Source organism: Mycobacterium colombiense (assembly GCF_003284935.1).
Taxonomy (GTDB): domain Bacteria; phylum Actinomycetota; class Actinomycetes; order Mycobacteriales; family Mycobacteriaceae; genus Mycobacterium; species Mycobacterium arosiense_A.
Genome location: NZ_QMEV01000006.1, coordinates 69,767 through 89,887 on the forward strand (window position 1 = coordinate 69,767; position 20,121 = coordinate 89,887).

General features: G+C 68.8%; 16 protein-coding genes and 1 pseudogene. 9 read left to right on the forward strand and 8 right to left on the reverse strand.

The annotated features are described in order from the left end of the window. The first annotated feature begins 26 nt into the window (after positions 1 to 26). On the forward strand, positions 27 to 620 hold the full coding sequence (locus DQP57_RS04975; RefSeq protein ID WP_133259221.1) for a TetR/AcrR family transcriptional regulator: 594 nt from the start codon (positions 27 to 29) through the stop codon (positions 618 to 620). A gap of 104 nt (positions 621 to 724) precedes the next feature. Here the strand turns inward: DQP57_RS04975 and lysA are convergent, their stop codons facing one another. After that, the gene (gene lysA / locus DQP57_RS04980) at positions 725 to 2,065 is read right to left on the reverse strand and encodes a diaminopimelate decarboxylase (protein ID WP_112631936.1); all 1,341 of its coding nucleotides are present in this window, start codon (positions 2,063 to 2,065) and stop codon (positions 725 to 727) included. A gap of 131 nt (positions 2,066 to 2,196) precedes the next feature. Between lysA and mfd the strand changes: the two genes are divergently transcribed. From mfd to DQP57_RS27105, 8 genes and pseudogenes are all read left to right on the forward strand, one after another. After that, complete coding sequence (gene mfd, locus DQP57_RS04985; protein ID WP_165821748.1) at positions 2,197 to 5,853, forward strand: transcription-repair coupling factor; 3,657 nt, start codon at positions 2,197 to 2,199, stop codon at positions 5,851 to 5,853. Beyond that, positions 5,850 to 6,893, forward strand: coding sequence for a nucleoside triphosphate pyrophosphohydrolase (locus DQP57_RS04990; RefSeq protein WP_112631938.1), 1,044 nt, complete (start codon positions 5,850 to 5,852; stop codon positions 6,891 to 6,893). Before mfd ends, DQP57_RS04990 begins: the two co-directional genes overlap by 4 nt. Before the next feature lie 314 nt (positions 6,894 to 7,207). Further along, a complete protein-coding gene (locus tag DQP57_RS04995; RefSeq protein WP_112632003.1) occupies positions 7,208 to 7,936 on the forward strand; it encodes a lytic transglycosylase domain-containing protein in 729 nt (242 codons plus the stop codon). A gap of 57 nt (positions 7,937 to 7,993) precedes the next feature. Continuing rightward, positions 7,994 to 9,283 carry a phosphopyruvate hydratase gene (gene eno, locus DQP57_RS05000; RefSeq protein WP_112631939.1) on the forward strand — a complete coding sequence of 430 codons (1,290 nt, stop codon included), beginning with the start codon at positions 7,994 to 7,996 and terminating at the stop codon, positions 9,281 to 9,283. A gap of 20 nt (positions 9,284 to 9,303) precedes the next feature. Beyond that, positions 9,304 to 10,014: an FtsB family cell division protein gene (locus DQP57_RS05005; RefSeq protein WP_112631940.1), complete on the forward strand. Its 711-nt coding sequence runs from the start codon at positions 9,304 to 9,306 to the stop codon at positions 10,012 to 10,014. Next, positions 10,007 to 10,495, forward strand: coding sequence for a DUF501 domain-containing protein (locus DQP57_RS05010; protein WP_112631941.1), 489 nt, complete (start codon positions 10,007 to 10,009; stop codon positions 10,493 to 10,495). The genes DQP57_RS05005 and DQP57_RS05010 overlap by 8 nt, the downstream gene beginning before the upstream one ends. Beyond that, a complete protein-coding gene (locus DQP57_RS05015; protein WP_112631942.1) occupies positions 10,489 to 11,445 on the forward strand; it encodes a Ppx/GppA phosphatase family protein in 957 nt (318 codons plus the stop codon). The genes DQP57_RS05010 and DQP57_RS05015 overlap by 7 nt, the downstream gene beginning before the upstream one ends. A 101-nt stretch (positions 11,446 to 11,546) precedes the next feature. Further along, positions 11,547 to 11,886, forward strand: a pseudogene (locus tag DQP57_RS27105) (hypothetical protein). 15 nt (positions 11,887 to 11,901) lie between these two features. On the opposite strand, the gene DQP57_RS05025 reads toward DQP57_RS27105, so the two are convergent. The 7 genes from DQP57_RS05025 to DQP57_RS05055 are packed head-to-tail and all read right to left on the reverse strand — an operon-like array spanning position 11,902 to position 20,085. Beyond that, complete coding sequence (locus DQP57_RS05025; RefSeq protein WP_112631944.1) at positions 11,902 to 12,582, reverse strand: response regulator; 681 nt, start codon at positions 12,580 to 12,582, stop codon at positions 11,902 to 11,904. Next, on the reverse strand, positions 12,579 to 15,155 hold the full coding sequence (locus DQP57_RS05030) for a sensor histidine kinase (RefSeq protein WP_112631945.1): 2,577 nt from the start codon (positions 15,153 to 15,155) through the stop codon (positions 12,579 to 12,581). The genes DQP57_RS05025 and DQP57_RS05030 overlap by 4 nt, the downstream gene beginning before the upstream one ends. 12 nt (positions 15,156 to 15,167) lie before the next feature. Further along, positions 15,168 to 16,091, reverse strand: coding sequence for a potassium-transporting ATPase subunit C (locus DQP57_RS05035; RefSeq protein ID WP_112631946.1), 924 nt, complete (start codon positions 16,089 to 16,091; stop codon positions 15,168 to 15,170). A gap of 1 nt (position 16,092) precedes the next feature. Next, positions 16,093 to 18,246, reverse strand: coding sequence for a potassium-transporting ATPase subunit KdpB (gene kdpB / locus DQP57_RS05040; RefSeq protein WP_112631947.1), 2,154 nt, complete (start codon positions 18,244 to 18,246; stop codon positions 16,093 to 16,095). Further along, positions 18,246 to 19,916, reverse strand: a complete 1,671-nt coding sequence (gene kdpA, locus DQP57_RS05045; RefSeq protein WP_112631948.1) for a potassium-transporting ATPase subunit KdpA — start codon at positions 19,914 to 19,916, stop codon at positions 18,246 to 18,248. Before kdpA ends, kdpB begins: the two co-directional genes overlap by 1 nt. Further along, on the reverse strand, positions 19,916 to 20,005 hold the full coding sequence (locus tag DQP57_RS05050) for a potassium-transporting ATPase subunit F (protein WP_066871739.1): 90 nt from the start codon (positions 20,003 to 20,005) through the stop codon (positions 19,916 to 19,918). Before DQP57_RS05050 ends, kdpA begins: the two co-directional genes overlap by 1 nt. Then, on the reverse strand, positions 20,002 to 20,085 hold the full coding sequence (locus DQP57_RS05055; protein ID WP_112631949.1) for a potassium ABC transporter ATPase: 84 nt from the start codon (positions 20,083 to 20,085) through the stop codon (positions 20,002 to 20,004). The genes DQP57_RS05050 and DQP57_RS05055 overlap by 4 nt, the downstream gene beginning before the upstream one ends. Positions 20,086 to 20,121: the final 36 nt, after the last annotated feature.

Below are 20,121 nucleotides of genomic sequence, written 5' to 3' on the forward strand. Positions count from 1 at the left end.
AAGAGGTGCGGGCACCGCGCGCGCGGATGACCGGCACCGAGCGCCGCCAACAGCTGATCGGCATCGCGCGCACGCTGTTCGCCGAACGCGGATACGAAGGCACCTCGATCGAGGAGATCGCGCTCCGCGCCAACGTGTCCAAGCCGGTCGTCTACGAGCACTTCGGCGGCAAGGAAGGCCTGTACGCCGTCGTCGTCGACCGGGAGATGTCCGCGCTGCTGGACGGCATCACGTCGTCGCTGACCAACAACAGGTCCCGGGTCCGGGTCGAGCGGGTCGCGCTGGCGCTGCTCACCTACGTCGAAGAGCGCACCGACGGCTTCCGGATCATGATCCGCGACTCGCCGGCCGCGATCAGCTCGGGCACCTACTCCAGCCTGCTCAACGACGCCGTCAACCAGGTCAGCTCCATCCTGGCCGGCGACTTCTCCCGCCGCGGCCTGGACCCCGGCCTGGCGCCGCTGTACGCGCAGGCGCTGGTCGGCTCGGTGTCGATGACCGCGCAGTGGTGGCTCGACACCCGCGAGCCCAAGAAAGAAGTGGTGGCCGCGCACCTGGTCAACCTGATGTGGAACGGGCTGACCCACCTGGAAGCCGATCCCCGCTTACAGGACGAGTAGCCGGCCAGGTTCGCGAGCGTAATCCCACTGCGATTTTCGGCGGGATTTTCCGCAGTGCGCTTACGCTCGGCGAGCGGCAGGGCCGGCGACCCTCCCGCGACGAGCTAGCCGCAGTCGCGGGCCAACAGGTCGGCAACCGTCTCCCTGCGGACCAGTTCGCGCGCCCGCCCGTCCTTGACCGCCACCAGCGCGGGGCGCCCGACCATGTTGTAGTTCGACGCCATGCTGTGGTGATACGCGCCGGTGCAGGCCACGGCCAGCAGATCGCCGGGGTGCAGGTCGGCGGGAAGCTCGACGTCACGGGCGATCTCGTCGCCCGATTCACAGTGCCGGCCGGCCACGGTGACGCGCTGCTTGAGGCCCAACGGGTGCCGGTTCGCCAGCGCGATGTCGTAACGCGCGCCGTACAACGACACCCGCGGGTTGTCGCTCATGCCGCCGTCGACGGCGACGAAGGTGCGGCCGTTGGCTTGTGTCTTGATCGAACACACCCGATACAGCGTGACGCCGGCCCGCCCGCTGATGGCCCGGCCCGGCTCCACCACGATCTGCGGGCGGGGGAAATGCTCGGCGGCGCAGGCCTCGTCGAGGGCGTCCTCGATGACGTCGGCCAGCTGTTCGAGGTCGAGCTCGCGATCGCCGCTGACGTAAGGGACGGCGTGCCCGCCGCCGATGTTCAGCTCGGTGAGGATGACGCCGTGCCGGGCCCGGATGTCGGCCATCGCCGGGATCATCCGGCGGATCGCCTCGCCGTACAGCGCCGGGTCGGTGACCTGTGACCCGATATGGCAGTGCAGGCCGACGAGGTCGAGGATGGGGTGCGCCAGCACGCGCTGCACGGCCTCGGCGGCGTGGTGGCCGGTCAGGGTGAAGCCGAATTTCTGGTCGCTGACGCCGGTGGTGACGGCGTGGTGTCCGTGGATGTCGATGTCGGGGGTCACCCGGATGAGCACCGGCTGGCGCCGCCGCGCCAGACCGGCGAGGTACGTGATCTCCATGCAGGAATCCAGCACGATGCGCCCCACGCCGACGCGCACCGCCTCGCGCAACTCCTCGGGTGATTTCGCATTGCCGTGCATGACGATGCGGGCCGGGTCGAAGCCTCCGGCGAGCGCGACGGCCAGCTCGCCGACCGAGCAGACGTCGATGCCCAGACCCTCGTCGCGGGCCCAGCGGGCCACGGCGGTGCTCAGGAGCGACTTTCCGGCGTAGACCACCTCGGCGCCACGCAGCGCCCGCCGGTAGCGGCGGGCGCGATGCCGGAAGTCGGTTTCGTCGATGACGTAGGCCGGTGTGTGAAACTCGTCGGCGATGTCGGCCAGAGGGACCGCGCCGACGCACAGCCTGCCGTGTTCGTCGGGGTGGGCGGTGATGGGCCAGATCGCGGGATCGAAACGCGGGGGAGCCGCGTGACCGAGGGACGGCAGGATGTCCAGCAATGTCATGAATTCAACGTGCGCCCCGGGGGCAGTCCGGTGGCGGTTTTCTTACGATCCCTTGACGTCGCCGAGCTCAATATTGACGCGGTTCGGTGCGTCCGGCCCTGTCACTGAGGGCCCCTAGAATGGAATTCATCATGACCGCACCGGGGGCTGCTCGCCCAGAAACCCCGATCGCGGGGCTCGTTGAATTGGCGCTCACCGCGCCGACCTTCCAGCAGCTGATCGACAGCGCGGCCGCGTCGCCTGCCGAATTACACCTGGTGGGTCCAGCCAGCGCACGGCTGTTCGTCGCCAGCGCGCTGGCGCGGTTGGGTCCTCTGCTGGTAGTCACCGCGACCGGGCGCGAAGCCGACGACTTGACCGCCGAACTGCGCGGCGTCTTCGGCGACGCCGTCGCGGTGTTCCCGTCGTGGGAAACGCTGCCGCACGAGCGGCTTTCGCCCGGCGTCGACACCGTCGGCGCCCGGCTGACGGTGCTGCGCCGGCTGGCGCATCCCGAAGACGCGCGACTGGGCCCGCCGCTGCAGGTGGTGGTGACCGCGGTGCGCTCGCTGCTGCAACCGATGACGCCGCAGCTGGGCCTGGTGGAGCCGGTGACGTTGACCGTGGGCGCCGAGGTCGAATTCGAGGGCGTGATCGCCCGGCTCGCCGAGCTGGCCTACACCCGGGTCGACATGGTGGGCCGGCGCGGCGAATTCGCCGTGCGCGGCGGGATTCTCGACGTCTTCCCGCCGACCGCCGAGCACCCCGTGCGCATCGAGTTTTGGGGCGACGAGGTCAGCGAGATGCGGATGTTCTCGGTCGCCGATCAGCGCTCGATCCCCGAGATCGAGGTCGACACCCTGATCGCGGTGGCCTGCCGGGAACTGTTGCTGACCGATGACGTGCGGCGGCGCGCCGCCGAACTGGCCGCCCGGCACCGCACCACCGAGCCCACCATCACCGGCAGCGTCACCGACATGTTGGCCAAGATCGGCGAGGGCATCTCGGTCGACGGCATGGAGGCGCTGCTGCCGGTGCTTCGGCCCGGCGAGCACGTGTTGCTCACCGATCAATTGGCGCAGCACACACCGGTGTTGCTGTGCGACCCGGAGAAGGTCCGCACCCGGGCCGCCGACCTGATCAAGACCGGCAGCGAGTTCCTCGAGGCGTCGTGGTCGGTGGCCGCGCTGGGTACCGACGCCCCGGTCGACGTGGCGCAGTTCGGCGGGTCGGGATTCGCCGAGCTCGACGACGTGCGGGCTGCGGCGACCCGCGCCGGGCATCCGTGGTGGACGTTGAGCCAGCTGTCCGACGAGTCGGCCGTGGAGCTGGACATCCGGGCGGCGCCCTCGGCGCTCGGACATCAGCACGACATCGACGGCATCTTCGCGATGCTGCGCGCGCACGTCAGCACCGGCGGCTACGCCGTCGTCGTCGCGCCCGGCACCGGGACCGCGCACCGCGTGGTGGAACGGCTGGCCGAATGTGACACCCCCGCGGCCATGCTCGACTCGGGCGCCGCCCCCAAGGCCGGCGTGGTCGGTGTGCTCAAGGGCCCGCTGCACGACGGCGTCATCATCCCCGGCGCCACGCTGGTGGTGATCACCGAGACCGACCTCACCGGCAGCCGGGTGACCGCCGTCGAAGGCAAACGCCTGGCGGCCAAGCGGCGCAACACCGTTGACCCGCTGGCGCTCACGGCCGGTGATCTGGTGGTGCACGACCAACACGGCATCGGCCGGTTCGTCGAGATGGTCGAGCGCACCGTCGGCGGCGCGCGGCGCGAGTACCTGGTGCTCGAATACGCCTCGAGCAAGCGTGGCGGCGGCTCAGACAAGTTGTATGTGCCGATGGATTCGCTGGACCAGCTGTCCCGGTACGTCGGTGGGCAGGCGCCGGCGCTGTCCAAGCTCGGCGGCAGCGACTGGACCAACACCAAGACCAAGGCGCGCCGCGCGGTGCGCGAGATCGCCGGCGAGCTGGTGTCGCTGTACGCCAAGCGGCAGGCCAGCCCGGGTCACGCGTTCGGGCCGGACACCCCGTGGCAGGCCGAGATGGAAGACGCGTTCGGCTACACCGAGACGGTCGACCAGCTCACCGCGATCACCGAGGTCAAATCCGACATGGAAAAGCCGATCCCGATGGACCGGGTGATCTGCGGCGACGTCGGCTACGGCAAGACCGAGATCGCGGTGCGGGCGGCGTTCAAGGCGGTCCAGGACGGCAAGCAGGTCGCCGTGCTGGTGCCCACCACGTTGCTGGCCGACCAGCACCTGCAGACCTTCACCGACCGGATGACCGGATTCCCCGTCACCGTCAAGGGCCTGTCCCGGTTCACCGACGCGGCGGAGTCCAAGGCCGTCGTCGAGGGGCTGGCCGACGGCTCGGTGGACGTGGTGATCGGCACGCATCGGCTGTTGCAGACCGGGGTGCGCTGGAAGGACTTGGGGCTGGTGGTGGTCGACGAGGAGCAGCGGTTCGGCGTCGAGCACAAGGAGCACATCAAGTCGCTGCGCACCCACGTCGACGTGCTGACCATGAGCGCCACTCCGATTCCTCGGACGCTGGAGATGAGCCTGGCCGGCATCCGGGAGATGTCGACGATCCTGACGCCGCCCGAGGAGCGGTATCCGGTGCTGACCTATGTGGGCCCACACGACGACAAGCAGGTCGCGGCGGCCCTGCGACGCGAGCTGCTGCGCGACGGTCAGGTCTTCTACGTGCACAACCGGGTCAGCTCCATCGACCGGACGGCGGCCCGGATCCGCGAGCTGGTGCCCGAGGCGAGGGTGGTCGTCGCGCACGGGCAGATGCCCGAGGAACGGCTGGAACGCACGGTGCAGGGGTTCTGGAACCGCGAATACGACATCCTGGTGTGCACCACGATCGTGGAGACCGGCCTGGACATCTCCAACGCCAACACGCTGATCGTCGAGCGCGCCGACACCTTCGGCCTCTCCCAACTCCACCAGCTGCGCGGCCGGGTTGGCCGCAGCCGGGAGCGCGGCTACGCCTACTTCCTGTATCCGCCGCACTCGCCGCTGACCGAGACGGCCTACGACCGGCTGGCCACCATCGCGCAGAACAACGAGCTGGGCGCGGGCATGGCCGTCGCGATGAAGGACCTGGAAATCCGCGGGGCCGGCAACGTGCTGGGCGTCGAGCAGTCCGGGCACGTCGCGGGGGTGGGCTTCGACCTGTACGTCCGGTTGGTGGGCGAGGCGGTGGAGGCCTATCGGGCCGCCGCCGACGGCCACACCGTCACCACCGCCGAGGAACCCAAGGACGTGCGGATCGACCTGCCGGTCGACGCGCACCTGCCGCCGGACTACATCGCCAGCGACAGGCTGCGCCTGGAGGGGTATCGGCGGCTGGCCGCCGCGGGTTCCGATGGCGAGATCGACGCGGTCGTGGAGGAACTCATCGACCGGTACGGGGCGCTGCCCGAACCGGCCCTGCGGCTGGTCGCGGTGGCCCGGCTGCGGCTGTTGTGCCGCGCCGCCGGCATCACCGAGGTGTCCGCGCCGTCGGCGTCCACCGTGCGGGTCTCGCCGATGACGCTGCCGGATTCGGCGCAGGTGCGGCTCAAGCGGATGTATCCGGCCGCGAACTACCGCGCCACGACGTCCACGGTGTCGGTGCCGATCCCGCGGTCCGGCGGGGTGGGCGCGCCGCGGCTGCGCGATGTCGAGCTGGTGCAGATGGTGGCCAACCTGGTGACGGCACTGCAGGGCAAACCGCAGGCAGACATTGGTATAACGAGTGAACTACCTGCGTCGATGGCAAGGGAGGAACGACAGGCGCGATGATCGTCGTCTTGTTCGACCCCCGCCGTCCCTCGCTGGTGCCCGTCGAGGCCATCGAGCACCTGACCGGCGAGGTGCAATACACCGAGGAGATGCCCGTCGCGGTGCCCTGGTCGCTGCCCGCGGCGCGCCCGGTGCACTCCGGTGACCCCGACGCTCCGGCCCCCGTGCTGCTGTCGTCGGACCCCGAGCACCCCGCCGTCACCGCCCGGCTGGCCGCCGGCGCGCGGCTGATCTCGGCGCCGGAGACGCCCCGCGGTGAGCGGCTGGTCGATGCCGTGGCGATGATGGACAAGCTGCGCACCGCCGGGCCGTGGGAAAGCGAGCAGACCCACGATTCGCTGCGCAGGTTTTTGCTGGAGGAGACCTACGAGCTGCTCGACGCCGTCGGCAGCGGCAACGCCGAGCAGTTGCGCGACGAGCTCGGCGACGTGCTGCTGCAGGTGCTGTTCCACGCCCGCATCGCCGAGGATGCGCCGCAGTCCGCCTTCACCATCGACGATGTCGCCGGCGCCCTGATGCGCAAACTCGGCAACCGGGTGCCGGGAGTTCTTGCCGGACAATCGATTTCGCTCGAAGAGCAGTTGGCCCAGTGGGAAGAGCGCAAGGCCGCCGAGAAGCCGCGGAAATCGGTGATGGACGATGTGCACACCGGGCAGCCCGCGTTGGCACTGGCCCAGAAGGTCGTCGCCCGGGCCGGCAAAGCGGGCCTTCCCGCCGACCTGATCCCCGACGAGATCACCTCGGTCTCGGTGTCGGCCGATGTCGATGCCGAAAGTGCGTTGCGCACCGCCGTTCTGGACTTCGTGGAGACGGTCCGCGGAGTCGAGCGGTCGATCGCGGCGGCGCGCCGCGGCACCGGTGTTCCCGAGGAGCTCGACGTGGTCCCGCTCGGCGAGATCTCCGAGCGGGAGTGGCGCGAGCACTGGCCGACCGCGGCGCCGATCGACGATGCGCCGCAACAGTCGGCGCTGGAGACCGACGGCGAGGCCGGCCCGGCGGCCGAGGAGTCCACCGCCGACGCCGCGGCCGATGACGCCTGACGCGCGCCCGCCGTTACCTCCGCGCGGTCGCGCGTTGATTCGCATTTCGAACAGGACGCAGAGCGACCGCCGGAATGTTTGCCCGATTTGTCCGCGCGCGCTCGGTAATATCGCCGATGAGGTTGCGAATCCCCGTGGTTGGCGGGCGGCCGACCGCGCTAGCCGAGGCGACCAACAGCGATCGGAGGATTAGCTGACGCCGACGGCGAGTCGGTCCGCCGGGGCCCGACGCAACCGGGTAGGTCCCGAACGCATGGGACGATGGTGTGGCGGGAGTTGGTGCAGGCGAGTTTAGGGGAGCTCAGGAAAGCATGGTGTCGCCGAGGCGTTGGATGCGCGCGGCCGCCGTGATCGGCGCGACCGCGATCGTTCTGGCCTCCAGCTGCACCTGGCAGCTCAGCCTGTTCATCCCCGACGGCGTGCCACCACCGGCCGGGGATCCGGTGCCCGCGGTGGACACCCACGCCAGCGGCCGGCCCGCGGATCAGTTGCGGGACTGGGCACAACAGCGGTCGGCGGCACTCGAGATCCCGGTGATCGCGCTCGAGGCCTACGCCTACGCGGCGCGGGTGGCCGAAGTCGAGAACCCGAAATGCCACATCGCGTGGACCACCCTGGCCGGCATCGGCCAGGTCGAGAGCCATCACGGCACCTACCGCGGCGCGCGGCTGGCCCCCAACGGCGATGTGAGCCCCCCGATTCGGGGTGTCCGCCTCGACGGCAGCGGCGGCACGCTGCGCATCGTCGACACCGAGGAAGCCGTCACCGACGACGACGGAGTGACGCGCGCCATGGGACCGATGCAGTTCATCCCGGAGACGTGGCGGCTCTATGGTGTCGACGCTCACAACGACGGCCGCGTCAGCCCCGACAACATTGACGACGCCGCGCTCGCGGCGGCCGGTTACCTGTGTTGGCGCGGAAAGGATCTCGCAACGCCCCGCGGCTGGATCACCGCGCTGCGCGCCTACAACAACTCCGGGGTGTATGCCCGGGCGGTCCGCGATTGGGCCACCGCCTACGCGAAAGGTCACCCGCTGTAGCAGGATGTATCGCTGACCGGCGAAAGCACGCACCGGCTAGGACGCAAGGAGAACTCAGTGCCGATTATCGAGCAGGTCGGGGCCCGCGAGATCCTCGATTCCCGCGGTAACCCGACAGTCGAGGTCGAGATTGCCCTGATCGACGGAACGTTCGCCCGCGCGGCGGTGCCCTCCGGGGCGTCGACGGGCGAACACGAGGCCGTCGAGCTGCGCGACGGCGGCGAGCGTTACGGCGGCAAGGGCGTGCAGAAGGCGGTGCAGGCCGTGCTGGACGAGATCGGCCCGGCGGTGATCGGCCTGAACGCCGACGATCAGCGGTTGGTGGACCAGGCGCTGCTGGATCTGGACGGCACCCCCGACAAGTCGAGGCTGGGCGGCAACGCGATCCTGGGTGTATCGCTGGCCGTGGCCAAGGCCGCCGCCGATTCCGCCGAGCTGCCGCTGTTCCGCTACCTGGGCGGCCCGAACGCCCACATCCTGCCGGTGCCGATGATGAACATCCTCAATGGCGGCGCGCACGCCGACACCGCCGTCGACATCCAGGAGTTCATGGTCGCGCCGATCGGTGCGCCCAGCTTCGCCGAGGCGCTGCGCTGGGGCGCCGAGGTGTACCACGCGCTCAAGGCGGTGCTGAAGAAGGAGGGCTTGAGCACGGGCCTGGGCGACGAGGGCGGTTTCGCCCCCGACGTGGCGGGCACCACCGCGGCCCTGGACCTGATCAGCCGGGCCATCGAGACGGTCGGTTTCAAGCTCGGTTCCGACGTGGCGCTGGCCCTCGACGCGGCCGCCACCGAATTCTTCACCGAGGGGACCGGCTACAAGTTCGAGGGCAGCACGCGCACCGCGGCGCAGATGGCGGACTTCTACGCCGGTCTGTTGGGCTCGTATCCGTTGGTATCCATCGAAGACCCTCTGTCGGAAGATGATTGGGACGGCTGGGCGACCTTGACCGCGTCGATCGGTGACCGGGTGCAGCTGGTCGGCGACGACATCTTCGTCACCAATCCCGAACGCCTGGAAGAGGGCATCGACAAGGGCGTGGCAAATGCCTTGCTGGTCAAGGTGAATCAGATCGGGACGCTGACCGAGACACTGGACGCCGTCGCGCTCGCCCACCACAGCGGCTATCGCACGATGATGAGCCATCGCAGCGGCGAGACCGAGGACACCACCATCGCCGACCTGGCGGTGGCCGTGGGCAGCGGGCAGATCAAGACCGGTGCGCCGGCCCGCAGCGAGCGTGTCGCCAAGTACAACCAGCTGCTGCGGATCGAGGAGGCGCTCGGTGACGCCGCCCGCTACGCCGGCGACCTGGCCTTCCCGCGGTATGCCGTGGAGGCGAAATAGCTTGACGCGCAACGGTTGACATGGCTGACGCGAAACGGCCCGACTCCAAACGGCGCTCCCCGGCATCGCGCCCGGGGAAGGCCGGTGACTCGGTTCGGCGCCGTCGCTCGGCCAAGCCGTCCTCCAAGCCGTCGTCGCGGACGTCGCCCACGGCGAATCCGGCAGGCCGCGCCACCGCGCGCACGCAGCAAGAGCATGTCGTCGAGCCCATCACGCGCCAGGCGGCCGAATCGGTCGAGCAGCGCTCCGAGCAACGGCTGGGGTTCACCGCGCGCCGGGCGGCGGTGCTGGCCGCGGTGATCTGCGTGCTGACGTTGACCATCGCCGGACCGGTGCGCACCTACTTCGCCCAGCGCACCGAGATGAACCAGCTGGCCGCCACCGAGGCGGCGCTGCGGCGTCAGGTCGCGGATCTCGAGCAGCGCAAGGCCAAGCTCGGCGACCCGGCCTACATCGCGGCGCAGGCCCGCGAGCGGCTCGGCTTCGTCAAGCCCGGCGACATCCCGTTCCAGGTGCAGCTTCCGCCGTCGGCGGCCGAGCCGGTGCAGCCGGGATCCCCCTCGGCGAAACCGGCCAACACCGACCCCTGGTACACGTCGCTGTGGCATACCATCGCCGACGCCCCGCACCTGCCGCCGGCCAATCCGCCTGCGCCCCAAGCCCCGCCGCCGGTCGAACCGGGAGCGCCCGGTCCGGTGCCCGCACCGAATCCCGCGGGTCCCGGTGGTTGATCGTGGCGACCTGGAAGCGGTGGCGCGCCAACTCGGCCGCGAGCCGCGCGGGGTGCTCGAGATCGCCTACCGTTGTCCCAATGGCGAACCCGGCGTGGTGAAAACGGCACCGAAACTGCCCGACGGCACGCCCTTTCCGACGTTGTACTACCTGACCCATCCGGCGCTGACGGCCGCGGCCAGCAGGCTGGAGACGACGGGGCTGATGCGCGAAATGACCGAGCGGCTGGGCAGGGACCCTGACTTGGCGGCCGCCTACCGGCGCGCCCACGAGTCGTATCTGGCCGAACGGGACGCGATCGAATCGCTGGGCACCACGTTCTCCGGCGGCGGGATGCCCGACCGGGTCAAGTGCCTGCACGTGCTGATCGCCCATTCGCTGGCCAAGGGGCCCGGCGTGAACCCGTTCGGCGACGAGGCGCTGGCGATCCTGGCCGGCGAGCCGGCGATGGCCGGGGTTCTGGAGGCGGATCGATGGTGAACGGCAGACTCGCGGGAATCGACTGCGGTACCAACTCAATTCGCTTGCTGATCGCCGACCTGGACGATGGCAGGCTGCGCGATGTGCACCGCGAGACGCGGATCGTGCGGCTGGGTCAGGGTGTCGACGCCACCGGTGAGTTCGCGGTGGACGCGATAGCGCGCACCCGTGCGGCGCTCACCGACTACGCGGCCTTACTGAAACGGCATGGGGCGCAACGGGTGCGGATGGTAGCCACCTCGGCCGCCCGCGACGTCGCCAACCGCGACGCCTTCTTCGCGATGACGGCCGACGTGCTGGGCGCGGTGCTGCCCGGAGCGGTGGCGGAGGTCATCACCGGCGCCGAGGAGGCGTCGCTGTCGTTCCGCGGCGCCGTCGGCGAGTTGGACAGCGCGGCGGGTCCTTTCGTCGTCGTCGATCTGGGCGGCGGCTCCACCGAAATCGTCACCGGCGGTGGCGCCGAAGACGGAGTGACGGCCAGCTATTCGGCCGACATCGGCTGCGTCCGGCTGACCGAACGCTGCCTGCATTCGGACCCCCCGACGCCCGAGGAAGTCGCGGCGGCGCGCCAGGTGGTACGCGAGCGGCTCGAGGTCGCGCTGGGTGAGGTGCCCGTCGAGGGGGCGAAGACCTGGGTCGGGCTGGCCGGGACGATGACCACGCTGTCGGCGCTGGCCCACAACATGACAACATATGACTCTGCGGCCATTCATCTTTCGCGAGTTGCCGGCGCCGACCTGGTGGCGGTGTGCGAACGACTGATCGGCATGACGCGGGCGCAGCGCGCTGCGCTGGGCCCGATGCATGAGGGCCGCGCCGACGTGATCGGCGGGGGCGCCATCGTGGTCGAGGAGTTGGCGCGCGAGCTGCGCGCCCGTGCGGCCATCGACGAGCTGACCGTCAGCGAGCACGACATCCTGGACGGCATCGTGTTGTCCATCGCCGAATAAGCCACATAGGTCACACCAGTCTCTGGAAAAGTGGGCACCGCTTGTGCCCGCCTCGCAGCGACAACTTCGCCGGTGTCAGACGGGTGTGCCACCCTGCGGGAATGAACCTTCAAGGGACCGAGCTTCGCTACGTGCTCACGATGCACCTTGCTCACCATGGACGGGCCACTATCGCCGAGATGATGGAGTCGCTTAAGAGGCAGGGCTTTTGCATCCCGGGCAGGGCATCAAAAGTGATCTCGGATGCTTTGCGCTGGGAGGTCGGCCGCGACAGGGCCCGTCGGCTGGGTCGAGCTGTGTACGGTCCGGGGTACATCCCGCGCAGTACCGAGCACCGAATACACCAACGCGTGCTGGCGTTGCGGGCGACGGCAAAGTTGTCGCTGTGAGGCGGGCATAAGGTCGAGTGCCTCCCCGCGGAGGCGGATGGTGCGCATGTGACCAAGCTGCCGAACGTCAGGCCTCGAACCGATACCCCATGCCCGACTCGGTCAGCAGGTGCTTGGGATGTGACGGGTCGTCCTCGAGTTTGCGGCGCAGCTGCGCGAGATACACTCGGAGATAATGTGTTTCGGTGGCATACGCCGGACCCCACACCTCCTTCAGGAGCTCCTCGCGGCCGACCAACTTGCCTCGGTTGCGGACGAGCACCTCCAGCATGCCCCACTCGGTGGGGGTGAGGTGAACCTCGCTGCCGTTCTTGGTGACTTTCTTGGCGGCCAGGTCGACGGTGAACGACTCGGTCTCGATGACGGGTTGTTCCAGTTCGGAGGCCGCGGTGTTGCGCCGCACCGCCGCACGCAGCCGCGCCAGGAACTCGTCCATGCCAAAGGGTTTCGTCACGTAGTCGTCGGCGCCGGCGTCCAGCGCCTCGACCTTGTCCGACGAATCGGTGCGCGCCGACAGCACGATCACCGGCGCGGTGAGCCAGCCGCGCAGGCCGGCCAGCACGTCGATCCCGGAGATGTCGGGCAGGCCGAGGTCGAGGATCACCACGTCGGGCTTGTGTTCGGCGGCTGCCCGCAACGCGCCGGTGCCGCTGGATGCGGTGATCACCTCATAACCCCGCACGGACAGGTTGATGCGCAGCGCGCGCAGGATCTGCGGTTCGTCATCGATCACCAAAACGCGAGTCACAGCGCGCCTATCGGTTGCGGCGCGGCCATATCCACGATCACGGTCAGCCCGCCTCCCGGGGTATCGGTGGCCGTAATGGTCCCGCCCATCGCCTCGACGAAGCCCCGCGCCACCGACATCCCCAGGCCGACGCCGATGGTGTTGTCGTTATCGCCGAGCCGCTGAAACGCTTCGAAGATCTGTTCTTCGGCCCCGTGCGGAATTCCGGGGCCCTCGTCGATGACGTTGATCAGCACGCGATCGCCCACCTGCCCGGCGTTGACCCGCACCACACAGTTGGGCGCGTAGCGCAGCGCGTTGTCAATCAGGTTGGCCAGCACCCGTTCCAGCAGCCCGGCGTCGGCCATCACCATGGCATCGGCGACGTCGACCTTGACCCGGTCGATGGCGGACCGGAAGAAACCCGTGGCGCCCTTGCCGATACTGACCAGGGCCCGCTGCACCGTCTCCTCCAGATACACCCGGCGCAGGTCCGGGTGGATCACCCCGGCGGCCAAACGCGATGAGTCAAGCAGGTTTCCGACCAGGGCGGTCAGCTGGTCGATCGACTCCTCGATGGTGGCCAGCAATTCGGCCGTGTCGGTGGGGGAGAAGGCGACGTCCTCGGCGCGCAGGCTGGAGACGGCGACCTTGGCCGCCGCCAGCGGCGTCCGCAGGTCGTGGCTGACCGCCGACAACAGGGAGCGCCGCAGTTCGTCGGCCCGCACGATCGCCTCGGCACGGCTGGCTTCCTCGGCGAGCTCACGCTGCCTGATCAAACCCGCGGCCTGCCTGGCCACCGCGCTGAGCACCCGCCGGTCGCGCGCGGACAGCTTCCTGCCCGCCAGCAGCATCCAGAACTCGTCATCGCCGACCTCGATGGCGGTGTCGGCGGAATCGATTGTCACACAAGGCTCGCGGCCCACGCACGCGACCACCTCGGTCTTCTTGCCGCCGGCGCGCAATGTGTCGTCGGTCTCGCGCAGCATGCTGACCGTCCGCTGGGCGTAGGTCTCGCGCACCCGCTCGAGCAGCGTTTCCAGGTCCGCCCCGCGCAGTACCGAACCGGCGAACAGGGTCAGCAGCTCGGCCTCCTGCGAAGCGCGCCGGGCCTCCCGGGTGCGTTGGGTCGCGCCATCGACCAGCACCGCGACCGCGACCGCGATCAGCAGCAGCACCAGTTCGGTAACCGCGGCGTCGGGTTCGGCGATGGTGAATGTATGCCGGGGCGCTGTCAAGAAGTAGTTCAGCAACAGGCTGGACGTCACCGCCGAGACCGCCGCCGGGGCAACGCCTCCCAGCAGACCGACCAGCAGCACCCCCACGAAGAACAGCGCGCTGTCTCCACTGGTGCCCAAGTACGGGTCAAGCACCGTCACGATGACGGCGCAGATGACCGACGGCACGATCAGCGCCGCCAGCCATGAGGCGACCCGCCGCTCGCGGGGTGCCAGCGAGGACGCGCGGAAGCCGCGTTTGGATTCCTCGTGGGTGACCAGGTGCACGTCGATCTTTCCCGATAGTTCGACGATCCGCGGGCCGATCCCCTCCTCGAACAGCCGCGCCCAGCGCGACCGTCGCGAGGTGCCGATCACCAGCTGCGTGGCGTTCATCTCGCGGGCGAATTCGAGCAGGGCCGTGGGGACCTCGTCGCCGACCACGGTGTGCATCGACGCGTCCAGGCTGCTGGCCAGTTCCCTGATCTTGGCCATCCGCGACTCCGACAGACCGGCCAGGCCGTCACCGCGGATGACGTGCACCACCATCAACTCGGCGGTCGACTTCGAGGCGATCCGGGAAGCGCGTCGTACCAGAGTTTCGGACTCGGGACCACCGGTGACCGCGACGACGACCCGTTCGCGGGCCTCCCACATGTCGGTGATCTTGTTCTCGGCCCGGTATTTGGCCAGCGCGGTGTCGACCTGGTCGGCGAGCCACAGCAGCGCCAATTCCCTTAGCGCGGTGAGGTTTCCACGGCGGAAGTAGTTGGACAGCGCGGCATCGATGCGGTCGGGGGCGTAGACATTGCCGTGGGATAACCTGCGCCGCAACGCTTCCGGCGTGATGTCGATGAGCTCGACCTGCGAGGCCTGGCGCACGATGAAGTCCGGTATGGTCTCCTTTTGCTCGATGCCGGTGATCTGCGCGACGACGTCGTTGAGGCTTTCCAGGTGCTGGACGTTGACCGTGGAGATCACGGTGATCCCGGCGTCCAGCAGTTCCTCGACGTCCTGCCATCGCTTGGGGTTCTTGCTGCCCGGCGTATTGGTGTGGGCGAGCTCGTCGACCAGCACGACCTGGGGGTGCCGGGCCAAAACGGCCGGCACGTCGAGTTCGGGGAAGCTACCGCCGCGATATTCGACCTGGCGCGGCGGAATCACCTCGATGCCCTCAAGCAGCTCAGCGGTTTTCGTCCGTCCGTGGGTCTCCACCACGCCCGCCACCACATCGGTGCCGCGTTCCAGCCGCCGATGCGCTTCGCCCAGCATCGAGTACGTCTTGCCCACGCCCGGAGCCGCGCCGAGGTAGATGCGTAGCTCCCCGCGCTTGGGATGGTGGTCGCGGAGGCCAACGTCGCTCACGTCAACCATCATCCCCCTTCGGCGCTAGCTCGTGACCGGATACCGGTGGTCGAGTTGCAGATTTAGTTGCAGCACATTGACGCGCGGTTCACCGAAGAACCCGAGCCCGCGCCCGTTCCGGTTCTGCGCGACCACTTCACGGATCTGATCTGGGCTGACATGGCGAACTTTGGCCACCCGCGCCACCTGGAGCTCTGCGTAGGCGGGTGAGATGTTCGGATCCAGGCCGCTGGCGCTGGCGGTCACCGCGTCGGCCGGTACCGCCGGGACGGCCGGTGCGGCCCCACGCACCGGCATGATCTGCCCGATCGAATAGTCCTCGCCGTACTTGGCGCATTCGACGCGCACACCCTGGTAGATGGTGAGGAACGGGGCGGCCGTCGTCCCGCAGGGCTCGTTGACGCTGACCACCCGGGTCGCGTGGATGACGTTGCCCCGCGGGTCCCGCGGCCCGATCACCGAGAGCACCGCGCCCACGCCGCCGCCCGTGCAGAACGGACGCGACCCGTCGACGCCCTCCAGCTTCCCGACCGAGGCGCTGCGCGAGCACACCGTCGTCAATAGACTCGGTTTGAAGCCCGCGTCCGAAGCGGACTTTCCGGCCGCGAGTTGCGCCGGGTCGGCGGGAGTGTCGACGATGCTTTCCGGCCCCAGGTTGCTGCCGCCCGACGACATGGGGTCATACCCGTTGCCGGCCGCCGACGGGCGGCTCTGGAAGTACTGCGGCAGCGCGTTGCCGCCGGGGTCGGCGAACGATTGGCCGATCAGTCTGCTGCCCACCGGCTTTCCGTCGGCGGTGAGAATCGACCCTTCGGCCTGGTCGCGCAACCCCGGGAACTGCGCGATCACCCAGATGAGCAGGGGATAGGCCGCGCCGGTGATCACTGTGAGCACCAGCAGCGTGCGCAATGCCGCCCAGTGCAGGCGGACGAAATTCGAGAACGTCATGTCAGGACATCCCTGGGATGAATTGGACGATCAGGTCGATCGCCTTGATTCCGACGAACGGGGCGACGATGCCACCGAGGCCATAGACATACAGGTTGCGGCTCAACAGCTTTGACGCGCTGCTCGGCGTGTACCGCACGCCACGCAGCGACAGCGGGATCAGCAGCACAATGATGATCGCGTTGAAGATGACCGCGGACAGGATCGCCGATTGCGGACTGTGCAGCCGCATCACGTTGAGCAGATCCAGGCCGGGAAACAGCGCGACGAACATCGCCGGGATGATCGCGAAGTACTTCGCGATGTCGTTGGCGATCGAGAAGGTGGTCAGCGCGCCCCGGGTGATCAGCAGCTGCTTGCCGATCTCGACGATCTCGATGAGTTTGGTGGGGTCGGAATCCAGATCGACCATGTTGCCGGCCTCTTTGGCGGCCGACGTGCCGGTGTTCATCGCCACACCGACGTCGGCTTGGGCCAGCGCGGGGGCGTCGTTGGTGCCGTCGCCCGTCATCGCGACCAGCTTGCCGCCCTCCTGCTCGCGCTTGATCAGGTCGAGCTTGTCCTCGGGCGTGGCCTCGGCCAAGAAGTCGTCCACGCCCGCCTCGTCGGCGATTGCCTTGGCGGTCAACGGGTTATCGCCGGTGATCATCACCGTGCGGATGCCCATCCGCCGCATCTCGTCGAACCGCTCGCGCATGCCCTGCTTGACGACGTCCTTGAGGTGGATGACCCCGAGTACCGCCGCACCGCCGTCGCGGCTTTCCCCGACGACCAGCGGTGTGCCGCCCCCGGCGGAGATGCCGTCCACGACCTGACCGAGCTGCGGGGGTACCTTGCCGCCCTGCGCGCGTACCCATTCCGCGACCGAGCTCGCCGCGCCCTTGCGCAGCAGGTGGCCGTCGAGGTCGACACCCGACATCCGGGTGGTGGCCGAGAACGTCACCCACTGGGCCTGGGACAGCTCGCCCGGTGTGCGCGCACGCAGCCCGAAGTGCTGCTTGGCGAACACGACAACCGAACGGCCCTCGGGTGTTTCGTCGGCAAGACTGGACAGCTGCGCGGCATCGGCCAGCTGCTCGGCGGAGACGCCGTCCAGCGGAATGAAGGCGGCGGCCTGCCGGTTACCCAGCGTGATGGTGCCCGTCTTGTCCAGGAGCAGGGTGTTGACGTCGCCCGCGGCTTCCACCGCCCGCCCGGACATGGCGAGCACGTTGCGCTGCACCAGCCGGTCCATGCCTGCGATGCCGATGGCCGACAGCAGCGCGCCGATCGTCGTCGGGATCAGGCACACCAGCAACGACACCATCACGATGCCGGTGACGCCACTTGCGTTGAGGGCCTGGCCATCCGGGACACCGGGGTTGTTCGCCTTGGAGTAGATCGCCAATGGCTGCAGGGTCGCGACGGCGAAGACGAAGATGATGGTCAGCGCGGCCAGCAGGATGTTCAGCGCGATCTCGTTGGGTGTCTTCTGCCGGTTGGCGCCCTCGACGAGCGCGATCATCCGGTCGATGAAGCTCTCCCCGGGCTTCTGGGTGATCCGCACGACGATGCGGTCGCTGAGCACGGTGGTGCCGCCGGTGACCGCCGACCGGTCACCGCCGGACTCGCGGATCACCGGGGCCGACTCGCCCGTGATGGCCGATTCATCCACCGACGCAATGCCTTCCACCACGTCACCGTCGCCCGGGATCACCTGGCCCGCCTCGACCACGACGACGTCACCCTGCTGCAATTGCGGCGCGGCGACCGCTTCCTCCACCGCGGCGGCGCCGGGCGCCCAGTCCTTCAGGCGGCGGGCCAAGGTCTGGGTCTTGGCGCGGCGCAGCGTCTCGGCCTGGGCCTTGCCGCGGCCTTCGGCCACCGCTTCGGCCAGGTTGGCGAACAGCACCGTCAGCCATAGCCAGGTCACGGTCAGCCAGGCGAACCACGTCGGCTCGATGATCGCCAACGCCGTGCTCCACGCGGCGCCGATTTCCACGATGAGCATCACCGGGTTGCGCCACAGGGTGCGCGGGTCGAGCTTGCGCAGCGCGTCCGGGGTGGACTTCCACAGCATCTTCGGGTCGAGCAGGCCGCCCTGCACCCGTTTTCTGCCGGTCGGCGCGGCAGGGTTGGCCTGACGCTCGGTCGGGTCGATCGCGGTCGCGGTCATCAGTGGATTCCTTCGGCGAGCGGCCCGAGCGCGAGCATGGGCAAGAACGTGAGGGCTACGACAATCAACGTGACGCCGGCGACCATGCCCACGAACTGCGGCCGGTGGGTGGGCAGGGTGCCCGCGGAGTCCGGTGTGCTGCCCTGCCGGGCCAGCGAGCCCGCCAACGCCAGGACGAGCACGATGGGCAGAAACCGGCCGAACGCCATGGCCAGGCCGAGAGCCGTGTTGTACCAGTCGGTGTTGACGCTCAGGCCCGCGAAGGCCGACCCGTTGTTGTTGGCCGCCGAGGTGAACGCGTAGAGGACCTCGGAGAGCCCGTGCGGTCCGCCGTTGAGCATGCCGGCCCGTTCGCCCGGCAGCGCCATCGCGATCGCGGTGCCGGTCAGCACGATCAGCGGGGTGACCAGGAAATAGCTTGCGGCAAGCTTGATCTCGCGAGGGTTGATCTTCTTGCCGAGGTACTCCGGCGTGCGCCCGACCATCAGCCCGGCGACGAAGACGGTGATCACCGCCAGCATCAGGATGCCGTACAGGCCGGACCCGGTGCCGCCGGGGGCGACCTCGCCCAGCTGCATGTTGAACATCGCGATCATGCCGCCGAGGCTGGTGAGGGAGTCGTGGGTGGAGTCGACGGCGCCGGTGGAGGTCAGCGTGGTCGCTGCGGCGAACACCCCGGAATCGGTGACGCCGAAGCGCTGCTCGATCCCCTCCATCGACGCGCCGATCGAGGTCGGCACCGTGCCGTGGTGCTGCGCCTGGAACCACAGCATGAACGCCGTGCTGGTGGTGTAGAGCGTCGCCATCACGGCCGCAATCGCGAAGCCCTGCTTGGTGTTACCGACCATGCGCCCGAAGGTGCGTGGCAGCGAGAAGCCGATCACGAGGATCAGGAAGATCTCCAGCCAGTTGGTCCATACCGTCGGGTTCTCGAACGGATGCGCGGAGTTCGCGTTGTAGAAGCCGCCGCCGTTGGTGCCGAGCTCCTTGATCACTTCCTGGCTGGCCACCGGGCCGCCGGTGATGGTCTGCTGCGTCCCGTTGAGGGTGGTGACCACCTGGTCGTGTAGGTGGAAGTTCTGGCTCGCCCCGTCGGCCACCAGCAGGATCGCGCTGAGGACGGCGATGGGCAGCAGGATGCGCAGCGTTCCGCGCACCAGGTCCACCCAGAAGTTGCCCAGCTCGCCGGTGCGTCGGCGGGCAAAGCCGCGGACCAGCGCGACGGCCACCGCCATCCCGACGGCGGCCGACACGAAGTTCTGCACCGCCAGGCCGGCCATCTGCACCAGATGGCCCTGGGTGGATTCACCGGAGTAGGCCTGCCAGTTGGTGTTGCTGACGAAGCTGACCGCGGTGTTCCACGCCAGCGAGGGGGTCATCTTCGTCGCCGGATCGTGTAGATGCAACGGCAACTTGTCCTGCACGAGTTGAAATCCGAACAGGAACAGGATGCTGACCGACGAGAACGCCAGCACGCTTCGCGCGTATGCCCCCCAGGTCTGCTCCGCGCGCGCGTCGACACCGATCATCCGGTAGATCACCCGCTCGACGTGGAGATCTTTTTCCGAGGTGTACACGCGAAACATGTAGTCGCCGAACGGCACGTGCACGACCACGAGCGCGGCGACGAGAACGACGAAGAAAAGGACGCCGGCCGTTGTCGTGTTCACTAGAACCTCTCCGGGAACAGCAGCGCACCCCCGAGGTAGAGCGCAATGAGGATGGAAAGCACCAGACCGACGGCGTTTTGGTAGTTCACAGCCGCTCGACCAACTTCTGGGCCACGCCGAGTGCGGCGAACACCGCCACAGTCAGCACCACATACACCACCGCGCCCATCTGTTCTCCGTCCCGTGCATGCATACGAAAGGACCT